We start from the raw sequence: 23253 nt of genomic DNA on the forward strand, positions 1-23253 counted from the left end.
CTTGTTGGGTGTGGAGAACGGAAAATGAACTTCAGGCAGCTGACCTATTTCATCGCCGTTGCGGAAGAACTGCATTTCGGGCGCGCAGCGGAGCGGCTGGATATGGCTCAGCCGCCGCTCAGCCGCCAGATCAAGCAGTTGGAGGAAGAACTGGGCGCAATCCTGTTCAACCGTGGCCGAAGCGCAATTACGCTCACGCAGGCCGGCGAAAGGTTGCTCGATCGGGGAAAATCGATCCTGGCGCAGATGGAAGACACCCGGCTTGAAGTTCGCCGGCTGGGCCAAGGTGCCGAAGGGCGACTGCGCATCGGGTTTGTCGGATCTGCGACGTTCGGGATCCTTCCCAACATCATCAAATCCTATCGCGCGAATTTCCCAGAAGTGAACCTGAGCCTTGTTCCGATGAACAACGCGCAGCTTCATCGCGCGCTGGTGTCGCGCGAACTGGACGTAGCATTTGCCCGGCCCGCGTTGAGGGACCCGGAATTCCTTACAAAGGAGCTCATGGAAGAGAAGCTGATCCTCGCCCTGCCAGATACGGTCGACACGGGGGGGCGCAGCGTCGCGAAGCTCGAACGTTTGGCCATGCATCATCTGATCCTGTATCCGGAATATCCCAGGCCCAGCTATGCCGATGTGGTATTGAACGCGTGTGAAGAGGCTGGCTACGAAGTTCCCCTGCGTATCTGGTGTATGGATCTTCAGACTGCGCTCAGCCTGGTCGCTGTTGGCGAAGGGGTGTGTATCGTCCCTGAGTCGGTGTCTTCAGCCCCACGAAAAGGAATGAAATTTCTCAAGATCGAGCCGGAAATCGCGCGGACGGCCCTGTCCGTCAACTACCGGCTGGATGAACAGGGTGTACACGTCCAAAATTTCGTCCGCATTGCGCAAAAGGTTGCACGCAAGGTTTTTTAGGGCTCCGGTGAATGTCTCTCGGCACATCAGTTGAGCCGCCACATGCGATCACGCGGTCATTCTCCGCGTTTGGAGGCGAAACATGCCATCCAGCGCGAGCAGATTGCTGTCGAACCGCATTGAGGAACCGTGACCAACCACCGCCCCGCCCCGGCCAGGTTCTTCACGTGGCCGTCAAGGACGCCCTCCTCGATAAGGGCGCAGCTCTGATCGAGCGCGGCCCCTCGGAAGTGAAGTAACAGGTCGTCAGGTCGTGCGCGGTTACTCAGCGTGGCGGCGGCAGATGTCGCCGGGTTCCGCCGCCGCTGTGCGTCCGAAAAGCTCTGGCTACCGTCGGCCAAGCCAATTCATGTTCGGCCCATGCAGGAGCAGGATATCTGAACGATGCTGGGGCAAGAGTTACCGTTGCCAGACGCATTCCGTCATTGCAAAGCCCCTTGTGCTCTCGATCAAACGCCCAGCCAGGTATGCTGCGCCACTTCGTCCGCCTTGATGTCATCCGAGCTGCCGGTCCAGACCACCTGTCCCTTGCCGACGACGACAACATCGTCCGCCAGGGAGGTGGCGAAGCCGAAATTCTGCTCGACGATGATCATCGAAAGGCCGGCCGCCTTGAGCTCCTGCAACTTGTCGTGGATCAGCTTCACGATGATCGGTGCCAACCCTTCGGTCGGCTCGTCGAGGATCAGCAGACGCGGGTTCATCAGCAGCGCGCGGGCGATGGCCAGCATCTGCTGTTCGCCGCCCGAAAGCTGAGTCCCGCCGTTGTCCATCCGTTCACCAAGACGCGGGAACAGGTCGAGCACCCGCTCCATGGTCCAGTCCGAAGAGGCATTGCCGAACCGTTTGGCCGCAATTTCCAGATTTTCACGCACGCTCAGCGACGGGAAAATGTCGCGCGTCTCGGGCACATAGGCGATCCCGCTCTTCGCGATGTCGAACGGGCGCGCCGGGATCGGTTTGCCCTCGAACGCGATCTCGCCGGACTTGAGAGGTAAAAGCCCCATGATCGTCTTCAGCGTCGTCGACTTGCCTGCCCCGTTCCGGCCCAGAATGGCCAGTACCCTGCCCTTCTGCGCCTCCAGCGACATCCCGTAGAGAACCTGAGTCTCGCCATAGCCGGATTCGACTGCGGTCAATTCAAGCATCTTCCCAACTCCCCAGATAGATTTCCTTGAGCAGTTTCGATCCCCGCGCCTCTTCGGGCATGCCGTCAAAGACGACCTCGCCGTAGTTCAACACAGTGATGGTGTCGGCGACGTCGAAGGCGAGATCCATGTCATGCTCGATGATCAGCATGGTCAGATCGCGAGGCAGGTTGTTCAGCAGGTCGTGAAACCCTTTCGACATCTCCGGTCCGACACCGCTGGTGGGTTCGTCCATGAGCAGAACCAGTGGGCGCGTGGCGAGCGCCACGCCCACCTCGAGCTGACGGCGTACGCCATAGCTGATCTCGGACACCCTGGCGTGGATGTAGGGCATCAGGTTGACCTGTTCGGCCACCTCCTCAACGATTTCACGCACCTCCGGATTCGCCAGACTGTCGCTCCAGAGCTGCGTGGCATTGCCGGTGTGGACGGCGGCGGCAAGCCCAAGGTTTTCCTCAACGGTCAGACCGTCGAAAAGCGTGTTTTTCTGGTAGCTGCGCGACAGCCCGCGGCGGGCACGCTTGGCCACTGGAAGTGCCGTCACGTCCTCTCCGGCAAGGTGTACTGACCCACTATCGGGCGTGAGTTCGCCCACCAACTGGTTGAAGAGCGTCGTCTTTCCAGCACCGTTCGGGCCGAGGATCACGCGGCGCTCGCCGCGTTCCAGCTTCAGCGACACGTTCCGCGTGACGTGGACGGCGCCAAAGCTCTTGTCGAGATTGCGTGTCTCAAGCATCGGTCAGCACCTCCTCCGGCTCATGCTTGCGCGTGGCGTCAGCCATGCGGCGTTCGATCCGTGCGCCCCAACGGGCCTCGATCCAGCCAAAGATCCCGTTGGCGCGGCTCATCACGACAGCGATCAGGATGACCCCGACAACAAGGTGCCAGTAGGTGGTCACCGCGCTGAGTTCGTGCTTCAACAAGACAAAGGCGACCGCACCCACAAGCGGACCGACCAGCGTCCCCAGCCCCCCCAGGATGACGACAACCAGCGCTTCGCCCGAAACGGTCCAACTGAGAAGGCCCGGCGAGATGAACATGGTATGCTGCGCGGCGAGTGCGCCGGCGAGGCCGGCGATCATGCCTGACAGGCCGAACACGTCGGCCTTGACCCGCCAGACGGTCAGACCGAGGGCGCGCATGCGCTGCTCGTTGTGCATCACACCGGTGAGTGAGCGGCCAAGTCCCGACCGCAGGATCAAGACCGCGGCGCCATAGACCGCGCCGAGAAGAGCAAGGCAGAACAGTGCGAAGCTGCGGCTGTCGTTAAGGTCGACCCCGGCAAAGCTCAGGTCCAGCCGCGAAATGCCGCCCAACCCATCGTCCCCCCCCAAGATCGGCGCTTCGAACACATAGGAATAGGCCATCTGACCGAAGGCGAGAGTTGCCATAATGAAGTATATCCCGTGACTGCGCGAGCAGATCGACCCGATAACCCATGCCACGCCTCCGGACAGTGCAACCGCCGCGGCCATCGCAATTGGCGGCGCAATCCCCGCCTTGGCAGACAAAAGCGCGTAGGCATAGGCGCCCAAGCCCATCAGCGCGCCGTGGCAGAGCGAAACCATGCCGCCGAAGCCAGCAACGATGTCGAGTGCCAGAACCAACATGGCGAGGATCAGGATCTCGGTCAGGATTTCCAACCCGAAGTATTCGGCCGTGAAGGCTTGAAACAGCGCCGCTGCGGCCAGAAGGACGAGGGCGGTGTAGCGAAGTGCGTTGTGACGGAACATCGATCTATCCTTTCGCCGGAAAGAGGCCCACGGGCTTGATCACGAGGACCGCCGCCAGCAGGGCGTAGATGAGGACCGAGGCAAGCTGCGGGGCCAGAACGGCACCGAAGGTCTGCACGAAGCCGTAGATCAGCGATCCGGCGATGGCGCCCTTGAGCGAGCCGAGCCCGCCGATCACGATGACGATGAGCGTTGGAATGAGGATCTGCAGCCCCATGTCGGGTGTCACGCTGAGCAGAGGAGCGGCGACCACGCCCGCGAGACCTGCCAGCGCGCAACCGACGCAGAAGACGATGAAGAAGAGTCGTTCGACGTTGATCCCGAGGCAGGCCGCCATGGCGTCGTTGTCGACGCCCGCGCGGATCATCGCGCCGATCTGCGTGCGGCCCAGGACGAAAGCCAATGCCCCGAAAATCCCAAGGCCGAGGACGATGATGAACAGCCGATAGGTCGGGTATTCGACCCCGAGGAACGCCAGACGGCCATCCAGCAGCGAAGGCACTTCGATGGCGAGTGCCAGATCACCCCAGAAAATCCGGGTCAAATCGAGCAGCGCGAAGATGAGCCCGAAGGTGACAAGCACCTGCGCCATAGGCCCCGACTTGCGCATCCGCTTTATGAGCCCGGAGTAGAGCAGGACGCCCACCCCCGCCACCGCGACCGGAGCGAGGAAGAAGCCCGTCCAGTAGCCGCCGACAGCTGCCAGCGAGGCGGCGAAGTACGCGCCCAGCGCGTAGAGCGATCCGTGCGCGAGGTTTACGAAATGCATCAGCCCGAAGATGACCGTCAGGCCGATGGAAAGCAGGAAAAGAAGCATGGAAAGCTGCAGCGCGTTCAGCGCCTGAAGCGTCCAGAAACCAAGATCGTGTGCCATGAAGGTACTCCTCGGTGTGAAGGCCCGGCCACATTCACGCGGCCGGGCTTGCAGCGTCAGTTGGAGACGGGAGCCATCTCGCAGCCGTTTGTCGGGTCGGCTTCGGCGGGCAACTGGGCGAGGACCTTCTGGGTCAGGCCTTTTTCGCCTGCCACCGTCTCGTAGACGTAGATCGGCTGGACGACGTTATTGGTCGCCGGGTCGATCGACATCTGGCCGCGCGGGCCCTCGAAACTGACCTGACGCAATGCGTTGGCGAGCGTCTCGCGATCCGTCGCGCCGGCCTTGGTCGCCTCGATCAGAGCGCGGGCGGCGTCATAGCCCTGCACCGCATATTCCGACGGCACGCGGCCGGTTGCGGCCGCGAATGCCTCGGCAAAGCTCTTGTTTGCCGGGGTATCGATGGTCGGTACATAGTGCAGTGCGGTGATCACGCCCTCGGCTGCCGGGCCTTCGGCCTCGACATAAAGTGGCGAGGTCAGGAAGCCCGAACCGTACAGTGGCAGGTCGGATTTCAGGCCAAAGCTGTCATATTGCTTGACGAAGGAGATCGCCTCGCCGCCGGCATAGAAAACGAACACGGCCTCGGCGCCGCTGGACTTGGCCTGCGTGAGGTAGGGGCCGAAATCCTGCGTCTTCTGGAACGGCGTGAATTCCTGCCCGACGATCTCGCCGCCTGCGGCGGTGAAGGTCGCGGCGAACGCGTCGATCATCTGGCGACCGGCAGCGTAGTCAGGTGCCAGCGTGAACACCTTGCGGATGCCCTGATCGTACATCCAGGTTCCCATCGGGCGGTTGACCTGCCCGTTCGAGAAGGACATGCGCGTGATGTAGGGCGAGCAGTCGGCGCCCGTGGCCTCGTCATTGCCGGCGTTGGCAACGATCAGGGGCACGCCCGCGCCATGCACCATGTCCCGCACGGCGCCCAGAACACCGGAGCTGACAATGCCCGCCATCACGTCGACATTGTCCTGCAGGATCAGCTTCTTGGCCTTGCCGAGCGCGACCGGAGGTTTCACCTCGGTATCCTCGCGGACGATTTCGAACGTGGCGTCGGTCTCGCCGCCGAATTGCTCGATGGCAAGATTGAAGCCTGCCTCAATGTCATTGCCGAGCGAGGCATAGACACCCGAGAACGGGAGCAACAGGCCGACCTTGATTTCCTCGGCTGCGACAGGCGCAGCGAAGCCGGTGGCGAACCCGAGGGCCGCCAGGATAGCGCGTTTCATTTTGGATCTCCTCCAGTTGGTTAGATGACCCCTCCTCAGGGCCTATCCCAGGTCTCCTCCACCCACCGGCACGGTGACGCCGGTGATGTAAGAGGCCTCGTCCGACGCCAGGAACAGGATCGGACCTGCCTGCTCGTCGAGCGTTCCGTAACGTTTCATGAACGAGGACTGGATCGTCTGGTCGACGATGGTCTTGTACCAGTCCTCGCGCTGCTCCTCCGCAGCGTTGGGGTTACGTGGCACCACGCGGGGCGGTGCCTCGGTGCCGCCCGGCGCCGTGGCGACGACACGGATGCCGCGTTCGGCCACTTCCCAGGCAAGGCTTGCAGTAATCGCATTCACGCCACCCTTCGCTGCCGCATAAGGCACCCGGTTGAGACCGCGCGTCGCGATGGATGACACGTTGACGATCACGCCGGATCCCTGCGGCAGCATCCGTTCGATTGCTGCGCGGCAGCAGTAGAGCGTCGGGAAGAGCGACCGGCGCACCTCAGCGTCGATCTGCCCTGGCTCGTAATGCTCGAAAGGCTTGGCCCAGATCGTGCCGCCGACATTGTTGATCAGAATGTCGATTCGGCCCCATAGGTCCATCGATTTCGCAACCGCCGTCTCGCAACCCTCCCAGGTTTCGAGATCGACCGAGATGGCCTCGGCTTCGCCGCCCTCTGCGCGGACAGCCGCGACCACCTCATCGCGGGCAGGTGACCGGTCCACGACCAAGACGCGCGCGCCTTCGGCGGCGGCACGTTCTGCCACTCGCCGGCCGATGCCCTGTGCGGCGCCGGTCACGACCATGACCTTATCGTCGAAACGGCGGGTCATGCGGCTACCGCCTCCGCCTCGGTCGGGTTGAACTTCTCGAAGTGGAAATGCGTCGGCTCCACCCCGAGCTTGCCGAAGTGCGCGCGCACCGCCTCGACCATCGGCGGCGGGCCGCAGAGGTAGACGTCGCAATCGCCGCCGTTCAGTTCTTCCGCCGTGACGTGATCGGTGACAAAGCCCTTGCGCTCATGCATCTCCTCTTCCGAGGCGAGAATTGTGATCACGCTGACACTGCCAATCTTCTCGGCCAGCGCCTGCACCCGATCCAGTTCCACTAGGTCGGCGGCCCGGGTCACGGCGTAATAGAGCGTTATATGTTGGTCGCACCCCTGCTCGGCCAGCTGTTCCAGCATCGAAAGGAAGGGCGCCAGTCCGGTGCCTCCCGCAAGCCAAAGCTGCGGGCGTTCGAGGGGCCGCAGGTAGAACGCGCCCATGGGCCCGGTCAGCGTCACGGCGTCCCCGGGCTTGGCCTGCTCGGCCAGATAGGTGCTCATCACGCCGCCCGGCAGGTTGCGGATCAAGAAGGTGCCCTCTCTGGCGCCCGGCGCCGACGAGAAAGAGTAGGAGCGGTGTTTGTCGGTGCCCGGAACACTGATGTTGACGTATTGGCCAGGCAGGAACCCGATCGGCTTTGCCAGCTTGATCCGCAGACCGAAGGAGGTCTCGGACAGCCGATCCACGCCCAGCACCTCGCCTTCGATGGCTTCGGGCGCGGTTTTGCAAACGGCGGACGAAGCCGGTACGCGGATCACGCAATCGCTTTCCGGCGTCATCTGGCACGTGAGGACATAACCTTCTTCGGCCTCGTCCTCGGTCATCGCCTCGTCCATGTAGAACTCGAGATCGTATGCGCCCTTTTCGGCGAAACACTTGCAGGTGCCGCAGACGCCATCGCGACAATCCATCGGGATGTTGATCTTCTGGCGGAAGGCGGCATCCGTCACCTTCTCGTCGTCATCGCACTGGATGACGCGGGTGACGCCATCCTCGAAGTTCAGGGCGATATTGTAGGTCGTCATGGCATGATCCTCCCTTGGCCGCGCACCCATGTCTGGATGCACGGAGGTTCCTTCGGCTCCCGTTTTGCGGGATCAGATGTGGTAGACGTCGATCACATGGTGGATGTGGTCATTCTTCAGAACCACCTTCTTGTCGGTGATCAGCGGCTTCGGTCCACTGATGTCGATCGTGTAGAACGACGTGCCCCAGTGCTGGTCGGTGTTGCCGTAGCGATAGCTCAGCGTGTGCCAGTTGAAACGCAGCTTGATCTTTGACCCTTCGCGCGTCACCACCTCGATATTGGCGATGTGATGGTTCGTCCGCGGTTCGGGCAACGACGTCGCCGAGGAGCGGTCGGTCTTGATCCGGAAGACGCGGTCCTCGATGCCCTGTTTGTTAGGGTAGTACATCAGGGACATCTCGTTGAGCGGGTCTTCGGTCAGCTTGTCCTCGTCGTCCCAGGTCGGCATCCAGAACGGGCAGTCCTTGTGATAGAAGGTCAGCCAGGTATCCCATTCACGATCATCCAGCGCCCGGGCCTCGGCATAGAGGAATGCCTGGATTTCGTCGAAGGTCATCGTGTTCCCGGTTTCGTTGCGTTCAAGCGTTGCGGTGCTCATGTCTCTTCCTCCTCACTCTGCCGCGGTGCGCGCTTGGGGCGCGGTTGCACGCTCCGTCGCGATGGCCTGGCCCATGCGCTTGGACCAATTGGTGTGCTGGATGACGAAGAGGCCTTCGTCTTCGGTACGGGCACCAGACAGGATCGGGTCGATGCCCAAGGCCTTGGCGTCCTCGTCGGGCCCTTCGATCCACTGAGTCGCGCCTCGGGTCAGGTCATTCCACTTAGCGTGGGCCGCACCGGCATAACCGCGCTGCGTCGCCCGGAATTCCTCGGTGTCGTCCGGCGTCGCCATGCCCGAGGCATTGAAGAAATCCTCGTACTGGCGGATCCGGCGCGTGCGGGCTTCCTGGCTTTCGCCCTTGGGCGCGATGCAGTAGATCGTCACCTCGGTCTTGTCGACGCTGACGGGCCGGAACACCCGGATCTGCGAGCTGAACTGATCCATCAGGAAGACATTCGGATAGAGGCAGAGATTGCGGAGAACGCCGACCATCCACTCGGCTTTGGTCTTGCCGTGCTTCTCGGTCCATTCCGCCAGACGCGGGTAGTTCGGACGGTTCGTCGGGTCAGCCCATTCGGTCCACAGCAGGATGTGGCCGTTTTCATAGGCATGGAACCCGCCGCGCTGCTTGGCCCATTTCGAGGCATCGGTTGCCTTGATGTTGTCTTCCTTGCCGTCTTCGGTGCGGTGCGCGGTAGTCGCGACGTAATTCCAATGCACGGCCGAGACGTGGTAGCCGTCGGCGCCGTTCTCGGCCTGCAGTTTCCAGTTGCCGTCATAGGTGTAGGTGGATGAACCGCGCAGCACTTCCAGCCCCTCATCGGCCTGGTCGACGATCATGTCGATCATCTTGCGCGCCTCGCCGAGGTAGTCCTCGAGCGGCTGCACATCGGCGTTCAGCGAGCCGAACAGGAAACCGCGATAGTTTTCGAAGCGCGCCACCTTGGTCAGGTCGTGGCTGCCGTCCTTGTTGAACTGCTCGGGGTAGCCTGCGCCTTTGGGATCCTTGACCTTCAGGAGCTTGCCGGTGTTCGAGAAGGTCCAGCCGTGGAACGGGCAGGTGAAGGTCTTCTGGTTGCGCTTCTTGAAACGGCAGAGCATCGCACCGCGGTGCGAACAGGCGTTGACCAGCGCGTGCAGATCGCCGTCCTTGTCGCGGGTGATGACCACGGGCGTACGGCCCATGTGAAGCGTGAAGTAGTCGCCCGGCTCCGGGATCTGGCTTTCATGCGCCATGTAGATCCAGTTGCCTTCGAAGATGTGCTTCATCTCCAGTTCGAAAAGCTCTTCATCGGTGAAGATGTCACGACGACAGCGGAAGACACCGTTTTCCGGGTCATCCTGGATTGAGCCCTCGAGACGGGCTTCGAATTCGTCGAGATTGGATTGGGTGAACATCAGTCGTCCTCCTCCTGACTGCCGCGACACTTCTCGTTGCGCCTTGGCTGGTTCGATACGTGCCGCCGGTTATTCGCCGACGACGGCTTTCACGGTTCGACCGCCATCCCGGCGGAAGAACGCGATCTTGTCGGGGTCGAGCGTCGCGCCAATGCCATTGCCCTTTGGAGTCTCGACGCAGAAATCGCGATAGACGATCGGCTCCGCGAGGATCTCGTCGGTCAGCAGGAGCGGACCGAAGAACTCGGTCCCCCAATGCAGCCTTTCGACCGTCGCGAAGAGCTGCAACGCCGCAGCGGTGCCCAGCCCGGTTTCAAGCATCGTGCCGCCATAGAGGCCCAGGCCTGCGGCTTCACCGATCGCGATCACTTCGGAGGCACGCTTCAATCCGCCTGACTGCGCGACCTTCACCGCGAAGACATCGGCAGCCCGCCCCGCCACGACGGCCAGCGCATCTTCGGGACCGTTCAGCGCCTCGTCGGCCATGACTGCGATCTCGTAGCCTCTGGCCAGTTCGGCCATAGCTTTGCGGTAGCGAGCCTGGACGGGTTGTTCGACCAGCTCGCAGCCGGCATCCTGAAGCCCTTTCAGACCCCAGCGGGCGTCTTGCAAGGACCATGCCGTGTTGACATCGACCCGCACGCTGGCGGCATCGCCGACCGCTTTCTTGATCCGGGCCACATGGGCCACGTCTTCCCGAACCGACCGCTTGCCGATCTTCAGCTTGAAGATGTTGTGGCGACGGGTCTCGATCATCTCCTCCGCTTCGGCGATATCCGTGTCGGAATTGCCCGAGGCCAGCGTCCAGGCGACGGGAAGCTTTTCATGCACGGCACCGCCAAAGAGCTGCGAGACGGGCACACCAAGGCGCTTTCCGAGGCCGTCCCAAAGCGCGATTTCCACCGCCGCCTTGGCGATGCGGTTTCCCTTCACCAGCCTGCCAATCAGCTGGATGGCGCCATTCACATCATTGCCGTCACGCCCCAGAAGCGCCGGAGAGATGTAGGTGGCGATGGCGGATTGGATGCTCTCGGGGCTTTCCGCGCCGTAGCTCAGGCCGCCGATGGTCGTGCCTTCGCCGATCCCTTCGGAACCATCCGCGAACCGGATCTTCACCAGGACAGCCGTCTGCGTCCGCATCGTGGCCATGGAAAGCACATGGCCGCGGATAGTCGGGACATCGAGGATCATGGTCTCGATCTGGTCGATCTTGGTCACGGAGTTCACCACATCTGCAGGTTTCATTGGGTGGCAGATTGCCCATCCCGGCTGGATTCTGTCGATGATTGGAGGGGTCTTGGTTGATACCCTGGTAAGATGCGATCGGCGATCAACGGGCGGGGCTGGCGCGAGAAACACGCCTTCAGGTGCCGCCAATGGCGACGTCTGACACGCAATACCAGGATGTGTGCTTGGTGGTAACGCTCGCGGGCTGCGCTTCAGAAATCGACCTCGACCGCCACGCCCTTCTTGACCGCGAGATCGACGGCGGCCGAGGCCACGGCGAGGTCCTGCAGCCCGACGCCGGTGCCGTCGAAGAGCGTGATCTCGTCCTCGCTCGTCCGGCCCGGATGGTCGCCGTTGATGACCCGGCCGATCTCGACGATGTCGGCCTCGGCGATCAGCCCCTCGGCGATCGCGTGCTGCGCCTCGCCGATGGTGACGGATTGCGCCACCTCGTCGGTGAAGACCCTTGCGCGGGCGAGGAGCGCGGGCTCGACCTCCTGCTTGCCCTTGGTGTCGGTGCCCATGCAGGCGAGATGCGTGCCGGGCGCCACATGCGCCGCCATCAGCGAGGCGGCGGGCGAGGAGGTGACGGTGACGATCACCTCGGCCTCGGTCATCCGCTCCAGCGGCACCGCCTCGAAGGGAAGGCCGAGCTCGGCCGCGACCGCGCCGAGCTTCGGCAGCATCTCGGGATGGTAGTTCCAGGCGATGACCCGCTCGAAGTCCCGCACGCGCGCCGCGGCGCGCAGCTGGAACTGCGCCTGATGCCCGGCCCCGACCATGCCCAGGACCTTCGCATCCTTCCGCGCCAGCCGGTCGACCGAGATCGCCGCCGCCGCCGCCGTGCGGAGCGCGGTCAGGAGATTGCCCCCCACCACCGCCGTCGGCCGCCCGCTCTCGGGATCGAAGAGGAACACGGTCGACTGGTGGTTCGGCATGCCGCGCCCGGCATTGCCGGGGAAGTAGCCGCCCGACTTCACCCCCATCACCGCGCCCTTGCGGTCGAGCCCGGACTTGAACCCGTATTGCCGCCCCTCGCCGAGCGCCTCGCGGATCACCGGGAAGTTCACGGCCTCTCCGCGCGCCATCGCGGCGAAGACCTCCTCGACGGCGGCGAAGGCGGCCTCGGGCGAGACCAGCGCGGCGATTTCGGATTCGGGAACGATGAGCATGGACGGAACCTCGGGTATGCGGGTGTCGGTACGATCTGTGTACGCGTGCTGCACGTTCGCTGCACGCGTTCCGGACGCCGGTGTCAGTAGGCCTTGCCGCGGGCCGAGACCGGCCAGACCGTCTCGACCTTGCCGCCCCTGACGCCGACATACCAGTCATGGACATTCGCGGTCGGGTCGCAGTGGCCCGGCACGAGCCGGAGCTTGTCGCCCACCTTGAGCACACCCTTCGGGTCCTCGATGACGCCATGCTCGTCCGAGCACTTGATGTATTTCACATCGCTCCGACCGTGGATCACCGGCAGGCCGCTGTCGACCGACTGCGCCTTGAGACCCGCATCGCAGATCGCCTTGTCGGGCTTGGTGTGGCTCATCACCTGGGTCAGGATGAAGAAGGCGTTCTCCCACTCGCCCGCGTCGATCCGCTTGCCCTCCTTGTCGAGGATGCGGCCGTAATCGGCATCCATGAAGGCGTAGGAGCCACACTGTAGCTCGTTGTAAACCCCTGAATTGCTTTCGAAATAGTAAGACCCGGTGCCGCCGCCCGAGACCAGTTCCGGCGCGAGCCCCACGGCCTTCAGCCCCTCGACCGCGTCCTTGACCATGGCGATGGCCACGTCGAGCTTGGCCTTGCGGTCCTCGTACCTGTCCATGTGCTGCATCGCGCCCTGGTAGGCCTGGATGCCGGTGAACCTGAGGTTCGGGGCCGCGTCCACGGCCTTGGCGATGGCGACGACGTCCTCGGTTCTGGTCACCCCGCAGCGCCCGGCGCCGCAGTCGATCTCGACGAAGACCTCAAGCTCGGTGCCATGCTTCACCGCGGCCTGCGACAGCTCCGCCACATTGGCGATGTCGTCGACGCAGACGATGATGCGGGAGCCGAGTTTCGGCAGTTGCGCCAGCCGGTCGATCTTCGCCGGATCGCGCACCTGGTTGGAGACGAGCACATCCCTGATGCCGCCCCGGACGAACACTTCCGCCTCGCTAACCTTCTGACAACACACGCCAATCGCGCCGCCGAGCTTCTCCTGCAGCTTCGCCACGTCGACCGACTTGTGCATCTTCCCGTGGACCCGGTGGCGCATCCCGTGCGCCTTGGCATAGTCGCCCATCTTCCGGATGTTGCGCTCCAGCGCGTCGAGGTCGAGCACCAGGCAGGGGGTCTGGATGTCCTTTTCGTCCATGCCGGGCTTGGCCGGGATGTCGTAGCCGACCTCGAGCCGGTCGATATTCACGGGTGCGTTCATCTTAACCTCCTCAGCCCTTCATCCAGGGCAGTCTGTCCAGATCGACATTGCCGCCGGTGATGATCACGCCGACGCGCTTGCCTTTGAATACATTCGGGTTTTTCAGGATCGTGGCGAGCGGGACCGCCGAGGACGGCTCCATCACCACGCGCAGGTGCTTCCAGGTGAGCTTCATCGCGTCGACGATCTCGGGGTCGGACGCGGTGAGGATGTCGCTGACATGGGTCTTCACGAAGTGCCAGGTCAGGTCCTTCAGCGGCACGAGGAGCCCGTCGGCGACGGTCTTCGGCGCGTCGTCCGCGATGATGTGGCCGGCCTTGAAGCTGCGGTAGGCGTCGTCGGCCTGTTCCGGCTCGGCGGCGATGACTTTCGTTTCCGGCGCCAGCGTCGACAGCGTCAGGCAGGTGCCCGAGATCATGCCGCCGCCGCCGATCGGCGCGACCACCATGTCGAGACCGTCGGTCTGCTCGATCATCTCCTTCGCGCAGGTCCCCTGCCCCGCGATCACGCGCGGGTCGTTGTAGGGATGCACGAAATCGCCCCCCGTCTCGGCCTGCACCTTCGCGAAGGTCGCCTCGCGCGACGAGGTCGAGGGCTCGCATTCGGTGATCTTGCCGCCGTAGCGCCGCACCGTGTCCTTCTTGGCCTGCGGCGCGGAATGCGGCATGACCACGTTGCAGGGGATGCCGCGCAGCATCGCCGCGTAGCTGAGGCACGAGGCATGGTTGCCGGAAGAGTGCGTGGCGACGCCCTTCTTCGCCCGTTCGTCATCCAGCCCGAACACCGCGTTGGTGGCACCGCGCACCTTGAAGGCGCCCGGCTCCTGGAAGTTCTCGCACTTGAAGAACAGCTCTGCGCCCGTCAACTCGTTGAGGTAGTCCGAGGTGCGGATCTGCGTGCGGCGGATATAGGGCTTGATCCGCTCATGCGCCGCCAGCATGTCCTCGTATGTCGGAATATACATCAAACCGCCCCCTGCGCAGCGAGCGGCATCGCCGCGTAGCTAGCTGTTGCTACCCCCTTGTTGACCGTCTTGGAGGTTGCGACCCGCTCCGCCACCATTTCAGCGGTGACGGCAGACAGCGTCCAGCCGAGATGTCCGTGCCCGGTATTGTAGAACACGCGGTCACGCACCCCCTGCCCGACCTTGGGCATCATGTTCGGCATCATCGGGCGCAGGCCAGCCCAGGGAATCGCGTGCTCGGTGCTGACACCCGGAAAGAAGCGCTCGCACCACTTCACCAGCGGACGGATCCGGTCGTCGCGGATATCGAGGTTGTAGCCATTGAACTCTGCCGTGCCCGCGATTCGGAACCGGTCCTTTCCCAGACGGCTGGTGACGACCTTGGCTTCGTCGTCCAGAAGGCTGATCCATGGTGCAGCGCTCTGGCTGTCCTCGTCGTCCAGACGCACGGTGATCGAATAGCCCTTGACCGGATAAACATTCACACGGTCGCCCAGTTGCGCCGCGAGTGAGCGGCTTTCGACGCCGGCACAGAGAACGATAGCGTTGAAGATCTCGGTCTGGCTTTCATTGTTGCGGCTCCAGGTCAGACGAACTTCGTTTCCGTCGACCCTGATCGACTCGACATTGGTGCCGAACTGCAAAACGGCGCCCTGCTTCTCGATCGACTTGGCGAGACCCGTCGTGTAGCGGTGTATGTCGCCGGTGAAGTCGCTTTCGGTGTAGTAGCCGCCATAGAAATCGCCGCTAATCGCGGGCTCGATCTGGCGCACCTCTTCGGGTGCCACGGCGCGGCGGTCGAGTCCGCCCTCGGCCAGCAGCTTGCTGACCTCGGTGGCGTGATCGAATTCCGACTTCTTGGTGTAGATGTGCAGGATGCCGCGGTTTTCACAGTCGAAACCGAACCCGTGGCGCTCAGCCTTCTCCTTCAAGAGCCCGCGCGCCGCGATCGCCATCCGGGTCGTCTCGACGGTGTTGGCGCGGTATTGCGGGATCGATGCGACGAATTCTGCCATCCAGCTGTACTTGTGCCAGCTGGGCTTGGGATTCACCAGAAGCGGTGCGCCCCGGGTCATCATCCACTTCATACCCTTCAAGACCGTGGACCAGCGATTCCACGTCTCTGCGTTCGAGGCCGAGAGCTGTCCGCCATTGGCGAAGGAGGTCTGCATCGCCGCATAACGGTTGCGGTCAAACAAGGTGACGTCGTATCCCCGGTCAATCAGGCTCGACGCGGTCGTAACGCCGGTGATCCCGGCGCCGATAACGGCAATTCTGGTCATGGTGTCCTCCCGCGACCCAAGGTTTCGTCCTGCCGGATGGCAGGTCCAATCCCCTCTGTCGCGAGGCGCGAATTGCGGTTCGCAGCGCGCTCCAGATCGCCGCGCCGATCACAGTCCTTTTGCCTGAGAGGTTCCGGGGGGTTGCTCCTTCGGCGCCGACGATATCGGCCTCTCCTGTGACAGCTTGGTAGGCTCCTTGCCTTGTAGATTCAATTTAGTATCATGTCAATACTATTTCACTCAATAACTATACTGGCTGATTTTCGGATAGGGCAGAACGGTATTCCTCCGACGTCACCCAGCTACCCAAGCGGTCTAGGATCTCGTTGAGCGCGCGGAGTTCCTGAGCAGAGAGTGGGTCTGTCAGGATGACCTCGAGGCGGTCTGAAACCCGCTTGGCGACCTGACGAACTTCCTTCCCACCGTCGGTCGTCGAAAGAAGGAAGACGCGCGCATCCTCGCTTGAGTTTTCCCGCACAATCAAACCAGCGCCGAGAAGATTCTGAATGATTCTCGAAGTCAAACTTCTTTCAAAACCAGTAACTTTCGCGATTTCCGCGAACGTTGTCCCGGGCGTATCGTCGATCAGTCGCAAGACCCGAAGATCCCTGATCCGACAGCCTGTCTCCTTCAGGAAGATCTCGTCATTGGCGGTGATGGCCTCTTGGGCGACAATGTTGAGCCTGTATGTGAGGCGCTCGTTCCTGAAGGTCTTGTTGGTTTGCGTCACGTGTTCACCTTTCTCTGAGCCCAATATCGAAAAGGTATCATCTATTACCCTGATCTCCGCAAGAAATAATCTTACTAAGAAACTATCTTGATTGGCAAGTATTTGTGTGCAATATTCTCATACTGAGATCAACTGGAGGGTTCGTAGATGTTTGCCGAGTGGTATGAAAGCCAGCGCAGCACCTCCGAAGACTGGCTGAAGGATTTGCACCGGCATCCTGAAACCGGCTTTGAAGAGGTCCGCACCGCCGCCTTCGTGGCTGACCGCCTGACGGAATTCGGTTTCGAGGTCGAAACGGGAATCGGTGGGACCGGAGTCGTGGGAACGCTGCATGGCATCGGCACCGATAAAGCGAATCCCGGCCGTTGCATCGCGTTCCGCGCCGAACTGGATGCCCTACCGATGACAGAAAAGGCCGATGTACCCTATGCGTCCGAAGACCCGCAGCGCTTCCATGGCTGCGGACACGATGGCCATACCGTTACGGCGCTCACTGCAGCCGCTTATCTGGCGCGGCATCGTGATTTCGAAGGAACGGTGCGATTTGTCTTCCAGCCAGCGGAGGAACTGCTGACTGGCGCGCGCGCAATGATTGCAGATGGCCTGCTTAAACAGTTTCCCTGCGACGAGATCTACGCGCTCCACAACCTTCCGGGTCTTCCGGCCGGTCATGTGGGCGTACCGGCGAGCGCGGCGCTGTCCTCGGCCGACAACATCGACATAACGATTCGTGCCAACGGCGCACATGGTTCGATGCCACACACCGGCGAAGATGCCATCGCCGCCGCTGCACATTTCATCACCACCGTGCAGCAGGCCGCGACACGTGTCGTCGATGCGCGGGACGCAGGCGTGATTTCGTTCGGCCTGCTCCGGGGCGGAACGGCTCGGAACATTCTGCCCGAGTCCACAAGGATAGAGGGCACCATGCGCACCACTGCCCCCGAAGTGCGGGACCGTTTGGCCAAAATGCTGCAGGACGCCGCGCGCGCCACTGAGTTGGTCTTCGGTGTCTTGGTCGAAATGAATATCGCCAAAATTGCACCGGTCACGCTCAACGACCCCACGTGTGTTGCGGCAGCAATTGCTTCGGCCAATCGCGTTGTCGGCGCCGAGAAGGTTATGGAAAACGCACGCAGCCTCATGGCCTCCGAAGATTTTGCGGAGCTCTCGGGCCGGGTGCCCGGTGCATACCTCTTCGTGGGACAGGACGGTTACGCACCGCACCACCCCAAGTACGCCTTCGATCCGGAGATCATTCCGATCGGGGCCGCCATCTTTGCCGACCTGGCCAAGCATCGCACGAGCAAGTCACTCAATTCTCATCCACTTACCTGATCAAGGCTAGTATCATCCCAGGGAGGATCCAGATGATCACGTTCACCACCAAAATGCTTCGGGGCGCCATTACAGCCACGGCCCTGATGACCGCCACGGCACCGCTCGCCAGTGCCGAGGTTCTGACCATGTCGTCCTGGGTGCCGCCCACCCATTTCATACACACCGACTTCCTGGTTCCGCTCACCGAGAAGATTGCCGAAGTCACCGAGGGACGTGTCACGGTGACGATCCTTCCGGCGCCACTGGCCAGTCCGCCGCAGCACTGGGAATTGGCGCGCACCGGCGTGGCCGACATCACATGGGGCAACTTCACCTACGAGCCCGAGCGCTTTGTTTCGTTGTGGTTCGCCGAATTCCCGAACGCCGGCACCAATGCCGAGGCGCAGAGCCGCGCCCTGTGGCAGACCTACCAGACATTCCTCGCCGACAACGCCGCCTTCGACGGCGTCAAGATGCTGGCGGTCGGCATGTTTGGTGGCGGCCAACTGCATCACGGTTCCAAGTCTGTGACCTCGCCCGACGACGTGAAGAACCAGAAGTTCCGCATGGGCGGCCCCATCCAGGAAAAACTGCTGAGCGCCCTCGGCGCCGTTCCGGTGGCCGCCCCCGCGACCAAGGCGTATGAGATGCTGGAGAGCGGCGTCATCGACGGCTCACTGCACACCATGGAGTCGGTGGTGAACTTCCGTCTTGAAGACGTGCTGAAGTACCACACCGTCTTCCCGAAGGGCTTCTATGACGCCACCTTCTTCGTGGTCATGAACGGTGCCAAGTGGGATGGGCTGAGCGACCAGGACAAGGCGGCCATCGAAGGCATCATCGGCGAGGAGCTGTCGGCTGCCTGGGGCAGGAACTTCGACCTTCAGAGCCCAGCAGCGATCGAAAAGCTCGCCGCAGAGGGCCACGAGATTGTCGAGGCTTCGCCCGAACTGGTCGCAGCCGTCGATACGATCTACGACACGATGGTTGCCGACTGGATTGGCGCCGCAAAGGGTGCGGGCGTCGAAGACCCGCAGGCCATGCTCGACTTTTACAACGAGACCTACACGGCGCTCGCCGGCGAATGATCGGTAACAGATTGTCGTGCGAGGGGCGATGATCAGCCCCTCACATTTTCAGGGAGGAGAAACGTTCATGTTGTCAATGGCATGGAAAATCCGCCGAGGGGTCGAAACGGTAATGGCTCTGTTTCTCCTCGCAATGGTCGCGTTGACCTTCGCGGACGTTATCGGGCGACGCCTGTTCGGCACCCCGATCTATGGATCAAACGACATAACCGAGCATCTGATGGCCCTTGTGGTATTCGCAGGCCTGCCGCTCGTTACCGCCGCTAGCGCTCATCTGACCATCGATATCCTCGACAAACTGGTGAATCAGCCGTGGATGGCGTGGTGGCGCGTGCTGACATCCATCCTGGTGACACTCGTCCTGGCGATGATCTCATGGTTGTTCATCAAACACGGCTTGAATGCATCCGGCATTTCCGAAGTCAGCCAGGCCCTGCGGGTTCCCCGCGCACCGCTTTATTTCTTCATGGCTCTCAGCTGCGCCCTGTCTGCGCTCGCCGCCCTCGTCATCGCGGCAACCGGGCCAATGATCGATCCTGAAGACACCCACGAGGAGGACGCGCTATGATCGTCGGTTCTATCGCAATGGCCGTCGCCATTCTGCTGGCCTTTCTGCGTGTCCCGCTGGCCTTCGCGCTTCTTGCGGTTTCAGTCACGGGCATCGGGTTCGCGATCAACTGGAACATCGCGTTTCAGCTCGTGCCGCTGACGATCTCTGACGCGGTGCTGTCCTACGACCTAGCGGTCGTGCCGATGTTCATCCTGATGGGCAACGTGATTTCCAAGACCGGCATCGCTCAGGACTTGTTCCGCGCCGCCTATGCCTTCGTCGGCAATGTCCGGGGTGGGCTGGCTCTCTCCACAATGGTGGCGTGCTCGGGTTTCTCCGCAGTGTGCGGATCCAGCTACGCGACCGCCGCCACGATGGCAAAGGTCGCCTATCCCAGCATGAAGCAGTACAAGTACTCCGATGAGCTCGCCGCCGGCACCATTGCCGCCGGGGGTACGCTGGGCATCCTGATCCCGCCATCGATCATCATGGTGGTCTATGGAATCCTAACACAGACAAACATCGGCGATCTGTTCATCGCCGGCGTGGTCCCCGGCGTGTTCGGCCTCGCCCTGTACATGCTGGCCATCCGTTTCATAGCTGCGCGCGATCCCAGCCACGCGCCACAGGGAGAAAAGACTCCGTGGCCCGAAAAGCTGAAAGCGCTGTCGGGCGTCTGGCCTTTCCTTCTGCTCTTCAGCCTGATCATCGGCGGACTCTACGCGAAGCTCTTCACCCCGACCGAGGCGGCCGGAATGGGCGCGGGCCTTGCGATTCTGATCGCGACCTTCCACGGACGCCTGACTTGGTCGGTCCTGCGCGCGGTCATCATCGACACCGCCTACACATCGGTGTCGCTGTACACCGTCCTGTTCGGCGCGCTGATGCTGTCGAAACTCCTCACCCTTTCGGGTCTTGCGGCGGGCGTGCTCGCGCTGGTGCAATCGACCGGCCTCGAGGGCACGGCGCTCGTGCTCGTGATCATGTGCGTCTTCCTGGTGCTGGGCTGCGTGATGGACTCAATGGCGATCGTCCTGATATTCGTCCCGCTCTTCGCGCCGATCATCGTGGCGCAGGGGTTCGACCTTGTCTGGTTCGGCATCATTGTCATCGTCGTGACCGAAATCGCGCTGATCACGCCGCCCGTGGGGATGAACGTCTTCGTCCTGAAGGCCGTCCTGCCGGACGTGCCTGTCCTGCGGATCTTCAAGGGCCTCGTTCCCTTCATCGCCGTGGACATTATCCGGCTCGCGATCCTAATCGGGTTTCCGGCAATCACCCTCTGGCTTGGTAGCACCGTGGGATAGCGCCCCGGATCGGCACCGACGATCGCGGAAAGGCAGCAAACGGGCGAGGGAATTCCGCGCCCGTTTAACGTTTTCTGGTTTGATTCAATTGTAGGATTGTCCGATTCAGCGAGAAATCTTTGAGCTACCCCCCATCTCTTGGACAGTTTCAGGGATGATTTAAGCTACTCTCTGCCCCTGCTGGCCGGTTTCGATCCGGTTGAAGTAGACCACGGCGGGCGGCTGCCCGCCATGGGCGGCGTGGGGCCGCTGGTGATTGTAGAAGGCGATCCATTGGCCAACGCCGGCCCTCGCCTGTGAGCCGGTCTCCCGGGCGTACAGGAAGACGCACTCATACTTCAAGGAGCGCCAGAGGCGCTCGATGAAGATGTTGTCGAGGCAGCGCCCTTTGCCATCCATCGAGATCCGGGTGCCAATCCGTTTCAGCCGGTCGGTCCAGGCGAAGGACGTGAACTGCGAGCCCTGATAGGTGTTCATGATCTCGGGCGGGCCGAAGCGGTAGACCGCCTCGTTCAGCGCCTCGACGCAGAAGTCGGCCTCCAGAGTTTTCGAGATGCGCCAGGCCAGCACCTTGCGGGTGAACCAGTCGCGATCGCGGTCAGATAGACGAACCCTCGGGCCATGGGCACATAGGTTCATTAATTGATCGTCTGCGCTCGGTCAGTTTGTGTTTTCCGTCATCCGCCTGCAAGGTTCTTTCCGAAGTCTCCCGCTCCGTCGGGGCTTCATCTCGGCGTCCAAGGCTCGGGCGATCCAAGGCACGTGCGTCTTCCTTGTCGTCCCAGACGTCAAGCGCCGCGGAATAGACTGCCGCGAGCCGGATCACGACAGCCCCCAGAGCGGGATCGAGTGTGTGATCGTTCTTGCGCGGCGCCCGCGCGGCCTTGGGACCGGTATCCGCACGATTGCTGCAGGCGTGCAGTCTATGACCTCCGCGAGCTTTGACAGCGCGCTTTCCGGCAGACCTCTTTCGACAAGGCCCATGAGTTGCATCGGTGTCAGAGCCCTGCCTTGCATCTTCAAGCCAAGAACCCCTCTAGCTGACTCATAAGCAGTCATTGCGGCGTCCGGTTTGCTGGATTTTACGCGCCCGATCATATCATGTCATCTGCGTGCTGCCTGCTCGTCCGCGCCGCTTCGCGGGTGTCTTGCAGGAAGGCGATCCGTGCGGTGTCACCAAGCAGCGACAGGGCGCGATGCCCTTCAATTGGCGCTGCGGTCCGCGCGGTCCAGGAGCCCGGCATGTCCCGAAAATCCTTACTGCTGGTGCCCATCAATCGATCCCTGCAAGATCACAGTAGGCGAACCACTCGAGCGCCGACGCGACATTGGCCTGTCCCTCAGTCATCGGGAACACGCGCCCGAGCCGGAACGCGTCGAAATCCCGGCGAAGCGCGGTCGGCAGATCCTGGAGGCGCAGACGACGCTGGCCGTCGGCAGCGATCCGGAGACAGGCGTCCCTCAGCCCCATCGGCGCCAGAAGGTCCTTTCGTTCGGTATCGATCAGGCCCAGAAGCAGGAGCCTTGCCTCGAGGCCCGTCGGCACCTCCGAAGGATAGCCAAGCGAGCAATTGCGCAGACGCGTCCGGCCAAGCCGTGCCTGGAGCGGCCGGTGCGTGTGGCCGAAGAGCCAGAGATCCGGCTGCGCGGTTTCGATGATCGTATCGAGGTCCGAGACGAAGGCCGGCGTGATGGCATCGATCCGCCCCGCCACCGCCCTGCTCGGCGCGTGGTGGCTGATCACGACGGTTCGACCGGGCCACTTCTCCCGCAGCGCGCGCTCAAACCAGGCGCGGTGATCCTGATGCAGCGCGAGCGTCTCTTCCGGGATCGCGAACGGGCCGGTTGCCGCGCCGCTGCGGATCTCCGCATATTCGGCCACCGATCTGCGGGCGGCTTGCATGGCAGCGGCGGGATCACCTGTCAGGCCGAAGTCGGTCCACAACGTGGAGCAGAGAAACCGCATGCCGCCGAGTTCGATCACCGATTTCTGTGCGAAGTTGATCCCCTCGCGCTCGGCGAACGACCGCAGGCCATCGTCACCGCCGAGATCCCAGCCATAGTAGTCGTGATTGCCCGGCACCACCCAGACCTTCTCCGGATCGATGACGTTGCGCAACCAGCCGAAGCAGTTGGGCCAGCCGTGGCGGGGGTGTTCCGCGATATCGCCGGCGATGATCAGCGCGTCGAGCGTCTCGAACACCGGAAAGGCGCCGGCGAACGGATTTCGCCCGGAGCGAAGCCAGGCGTCTAAATGCCAGTCAGCGGTGACAAGAATGCGCATGTCGACGTCGTCTGCCTTGTGTCGGGGGCCTGCATCTTCGGGAGGCTCCACACGGATTTCAGAAGGTGATGCCTCGGATGAACACTTACAGCCGCGCCGGATGCAAGATGAAGCCGGCGCAGCGGATCGGTGCTTTTTGCATTTTCGCCATCGGGTTAGGGCGGCCAAGTGCCAGTCGCCGTTCGGCTTTGAGCGGAGACCCGCGTGATTTTCGCAAGTTTGCTGACCCATGGCTTTTCCTGCAGGGAGCTACGGCACCAGACCAGCGTGCGCACGACGGCAGTTCGAAGTGACGCGACCGTATCGAACACCCCGATGAAGGTTGGCTGAACGTTTCCTT

General features: G+C 62.4%; 22 protein-coding genes, 1 pseudogene and 1 riboswitch. Of the genes and pseudogenes, 5 read left to right on the forward strand and 18 right to left on the reverse strand.

Annotation, left to right across the window (positions count from 1 at the left end):
• Positions 1–24: 24 nt before the first annotated feature.
• Positions 25–915 (forward strand): LysR family transcriptional regulator, encoded by an 891-nt coding sequence (locus OEZ60_RS13360; protein WP_263337030.1) that lies wholly within the window; start codon positions 25–27, stop codon positions 913–915.
• Positions 916–1364: 449 nt separating this feature from the next.
• Here the strand turns inward: OEZ60_RS13360 and OEZ60_RS13365 are convergent, their stop codons facing one another.
• From OEZ60_RS13365 to OEZ60_RS13435, 15 genes are all read right to left on the reverse strand, one after another.
• Positions 1365–2063 (reverse strand): ABC transporter ATP-binding protein, encoded by a 699-nt coding sequence (locus OEZ60_RS13365; RefSeq protein WP_263337033.1) that lies wholly within the window; start codon positions 2061–2063, stop codon positions 1365–1367.
• Positions 2056–2799, reverse strand: a complete 744-nt coding sequence (locus OEZ60_RS13370; protein WP_263337036.1) for an ABC transporter ATP-binding protein — start codon at positions 2797–2799, stop codon at positions 2056–2058. Before OEZ60_RS13370 ends, OEZ60_RS13365 begins: the two co-directional genes overlap by 8 nt.
• Positions 2792–3796 (reverse strand): branched-chain amino acid ABC transporter permease, encoded by a 1005-nt coding sequence (locus OEZ60_RS13375; RefSeq protein ID WP_263337040.1) that lies wholly within the window; start codon positions 3794–3796, stop codon positions 2792–2794. The genes OEZ60_RS13370 and OEZ60_RS13375 overlap by 8 nt, the downstream gene beginning before the upstream one ends.
• A gap of 4 nt (positions 3797–3800) precedes the next feature.
• On the reverse strand, positions 3801–4670 hold the full coding sequence (locus OEZ60_RS13380; RefSeq protein ID WP_263337042.1) for a branched-chain amino acid ABC transporter permease: 870 nt from the start codon (positions 4668–4670) through the stop codon (positions 3801–3803).
• Positions 4671–4726: 56 nt separating this feature from the next.
• Positions 4727–5899: an ABC transporter substrate-binding protein gene (locus tag OEZ60_RS13385; RefSeq protein WP_263337045.1), complete on the reverse strand. Its 1173-nt coding sequence runs from the start codon at positions 5897–5899 to the stop codon at positions 4727–4729.
• A 42-nt stretch (positions 5900–5941) separates the two neighbouring features.
• Positions 5942–6721 carry a benzoate diol dehydrogenase BenD gene (gene benD, locus OEZ60_RS13390; protein WP_263337048.1) on the reverse strand — a complete coding sequence of 260 codons (780 nt, stop codon included), beginning with the start codon at positions 6719–6721 and terminating at the stop codon, positions 5942–5944.
• Entirely contained in the window at positions 6718–7740 is a 1023-nt protein-coding gene (gene benC / locus OEZ60_RS13395; protein ID WP_263337050.1) for a benzoate 1,2-dioxygenase electron transfer component BenC, read from the reverse strand. The genes benD and benC overlap by 4 nt, the downstream gene beginning before the upstream one ends.
• A gap of 72 nt (positions 7741–7812) precedes the next feature.
• Entirely contained in the window at positions 7813–8340 is a 528-nt protein-coding gene (gene benB / locus OEZ60_RS13400; protein WP_263337052.1) for a benzoate 1,2-dioxygenase small subunit, read from the reverse strand.
• Positions 8341–8352: 12 nt separating this feature from the next.
• On the reverse strand, positions 8353–9741 hold the full coding sequence (gene benA / locus OEZ60_RS13405) for a benzoate 1,2-dioxygenase large subunit (protein WP_263337055.1): 1389 nt from the start codon (positions 9739–9741) through the stop codon (positions 8353–8355).
• A 69-nt stretch (positions 9742–9810) separates the two neighbouring features.
• Entirely contained in the window at positions 9811–11118 is a 1308-nt protein-coding gene (locus tag OEZ60_RS13410) for a muconate/chloromuconate family cycloisomerase (RefSeq protein WP_317852836.1), read from the reverse strand.
• Positions 11119–11180: 62 nt separating this feature from the next.
• A complete protein-coding gene (bhcD, locus tag OEZ60_RS13415) occupies positions 11181–12140 on the reverse strand; it encodes an iminosuccinate reductase BhcD (RefSeq protein WP_263337058.1) in 960 nt (319 codons plus the stop codon).
• Positions 12141–12223: 83 nt separating this feature from the next.
• Positions 12224–13387: a 3-hydroxy-D-aspartate aldolase BhcC gene (gene bhcC, locus OEZ60_RS13420; protein WP_263337062.1), complete on the reverse strand. Its 1164-nt coding sequence runs from the start codon at positions 13385–13387 to the stop codon at positions 12224–12226.
• 10 nt (positions 13388–13397) lie between these two features.
• The gene (bhcB, locus tag OEZ60_RS13425; RefSeq protein ID WP_263337065.1) at positions 13398–14351 is read right to left on the reverse strand and encodes a beta-hydroxyaspartate dehydratase BhcB; all 954 of its coding nucleotides are present in this window, start codon (positions 14349–14351) and stop codon (positions 13398–13400) included.
• Entirely contained in the window at positions 14351–15634 is a 1284-nt protein-coding gene (locus OEZ60_RS13430; protein WP_263337068.1) for a D-amino acid dehydrogenase, read from the reverse strand. The genes bhcB and OEZ60_RS13430 overlap by 1 nt, the downstream gene beginning before the upstream one ends.
• Positions 15635–15735: 101 nt before the next feature.
• Positions 15736–15821: riboswitch (glycine riboswitch) on the reverse strand.
• Between the two features lie 60 nt (positions 15822–15881).
• Positions 15882–16364, reverse strand: a complete 483-nt coding sequence (locus tag OEZ60_RS13435) for a MarR family winged helix-turn-helix transcriptional regulator (RefSeq protein ID WP_263337070.1) — start codon at positions 16362–16364, stop codon at positions 15882–15884.
• A gap of 147 nt (positions 16365–16511) precedes the next feature.
• Here OEZ60_RS13435 and OEZ60_RS13440 point away from each other — a divergent pair, with 147 nt between their 5' ends.
• From OEZ60_RS13440 to OEZ60_RS13455, 4 genes are read left to right on the forward strand one after another with little or no spacing between them, the layout of a single operon-like run.
• Positions 16512–17702 (forward strand): amidohydrolase, encoded by a 1191-nt coding sequence (locus OEZ60_RS13440; RefSeq protein ID WP_263337072.1) that lies wholly within the window; start codon positions 16512–16514, stop codon positions 17700–17702.
• A 32-nt stretch (positions 17703–17734) separates the two neighbouring features.
• Positions 17735–18772: a TRAP transporter substrate-binding protein gene (locus OEZ60_RS13445; RefSeq protein ID WP_263337074.1), complete on the forward strand. Its 1038-nt coding sequence runs from the start codon at positions 17735–17737 to the stop codon at positions 18770–18772.
• A 28-nt stretch (positions 18773–18800) separates the two neighbouring features.
• Positions 18801–19340: a TRAP transporter small permease gene (locus tag OEZ60_RS13450; RefSeq protein ID WP_263337077.1), complete on the forward strand. Its 540-nt coding sequence runs from the start codon at positions 18801–18803 to the stop codon at positions 19338–19340.
• Positions 19337–20629: a TRAP transporter large permease gene (locus tag OEZ60_RS13455; RefSeq protein WP_263337079.1), complete on the forward strand. Its 1293-nt coding sequence runs from the start codon at positions 19337–19339 to the stop codon at positions 20627–20629. Before OEZ60_RS13450 ends, OEZ60_RS13455 begins: the two co-directional genes overlap by 4 nt.
• 159 nt (positions 20630–20788) lie before the next feature.
• On the opposite strand, the pseudogene OEZ60_RS13460 reads toward OEZ60_RS13455, so the two are convergent.
• From OEZ60_RS13460 to OEZ60_RS13470, 3 genes and pseudogenes are all read right to left on the reverse strand, one after another.
• Positions 20789–21264 (reverse strand): annotated as a pseudogene (locus OEZ60_RS13460) (transposase); the annotation flags it as partial.
• 459 nt (positions 21265–21723) lie between these two features.
• The gene (locus OEZ60_RS13465) at positions 21724–21903 is read right to left on the reverse strand and encodes a hypothetical protein (RefSeq protein ID WP_263337081.1); all 180 of its coding nucleotides are present in this window, start codon (positions 21901–21903) and stop codon (positions 21724–21726) included.
• Positions 21903–23144, reverse strand: a complete 1242-nt coding sequence (locus OEZ60_RS13470) for a metallophosphoesterase family protein (protein ID WP_263337082.1) — start codon at positions 23142–23144, stop codon at positions 21903–21905. Before OEZ60_RS13470 ends, OEZ60_RS13465 begins: the two co-directional genes overlap by 1 nt.
• Positions 23145–23253: the final 109 nt, after the last annotated feature.

The sequence above is a fragment of the Albidovulum salinarum genome (assembly GCF_025673475.1).
Lineage (GTDB): Bacteria > Pseudomonadota > Alphaproteobacteria > Rhodobacterales > Rhodobacteraceae > Albidovulum > Albidovulum salinarum.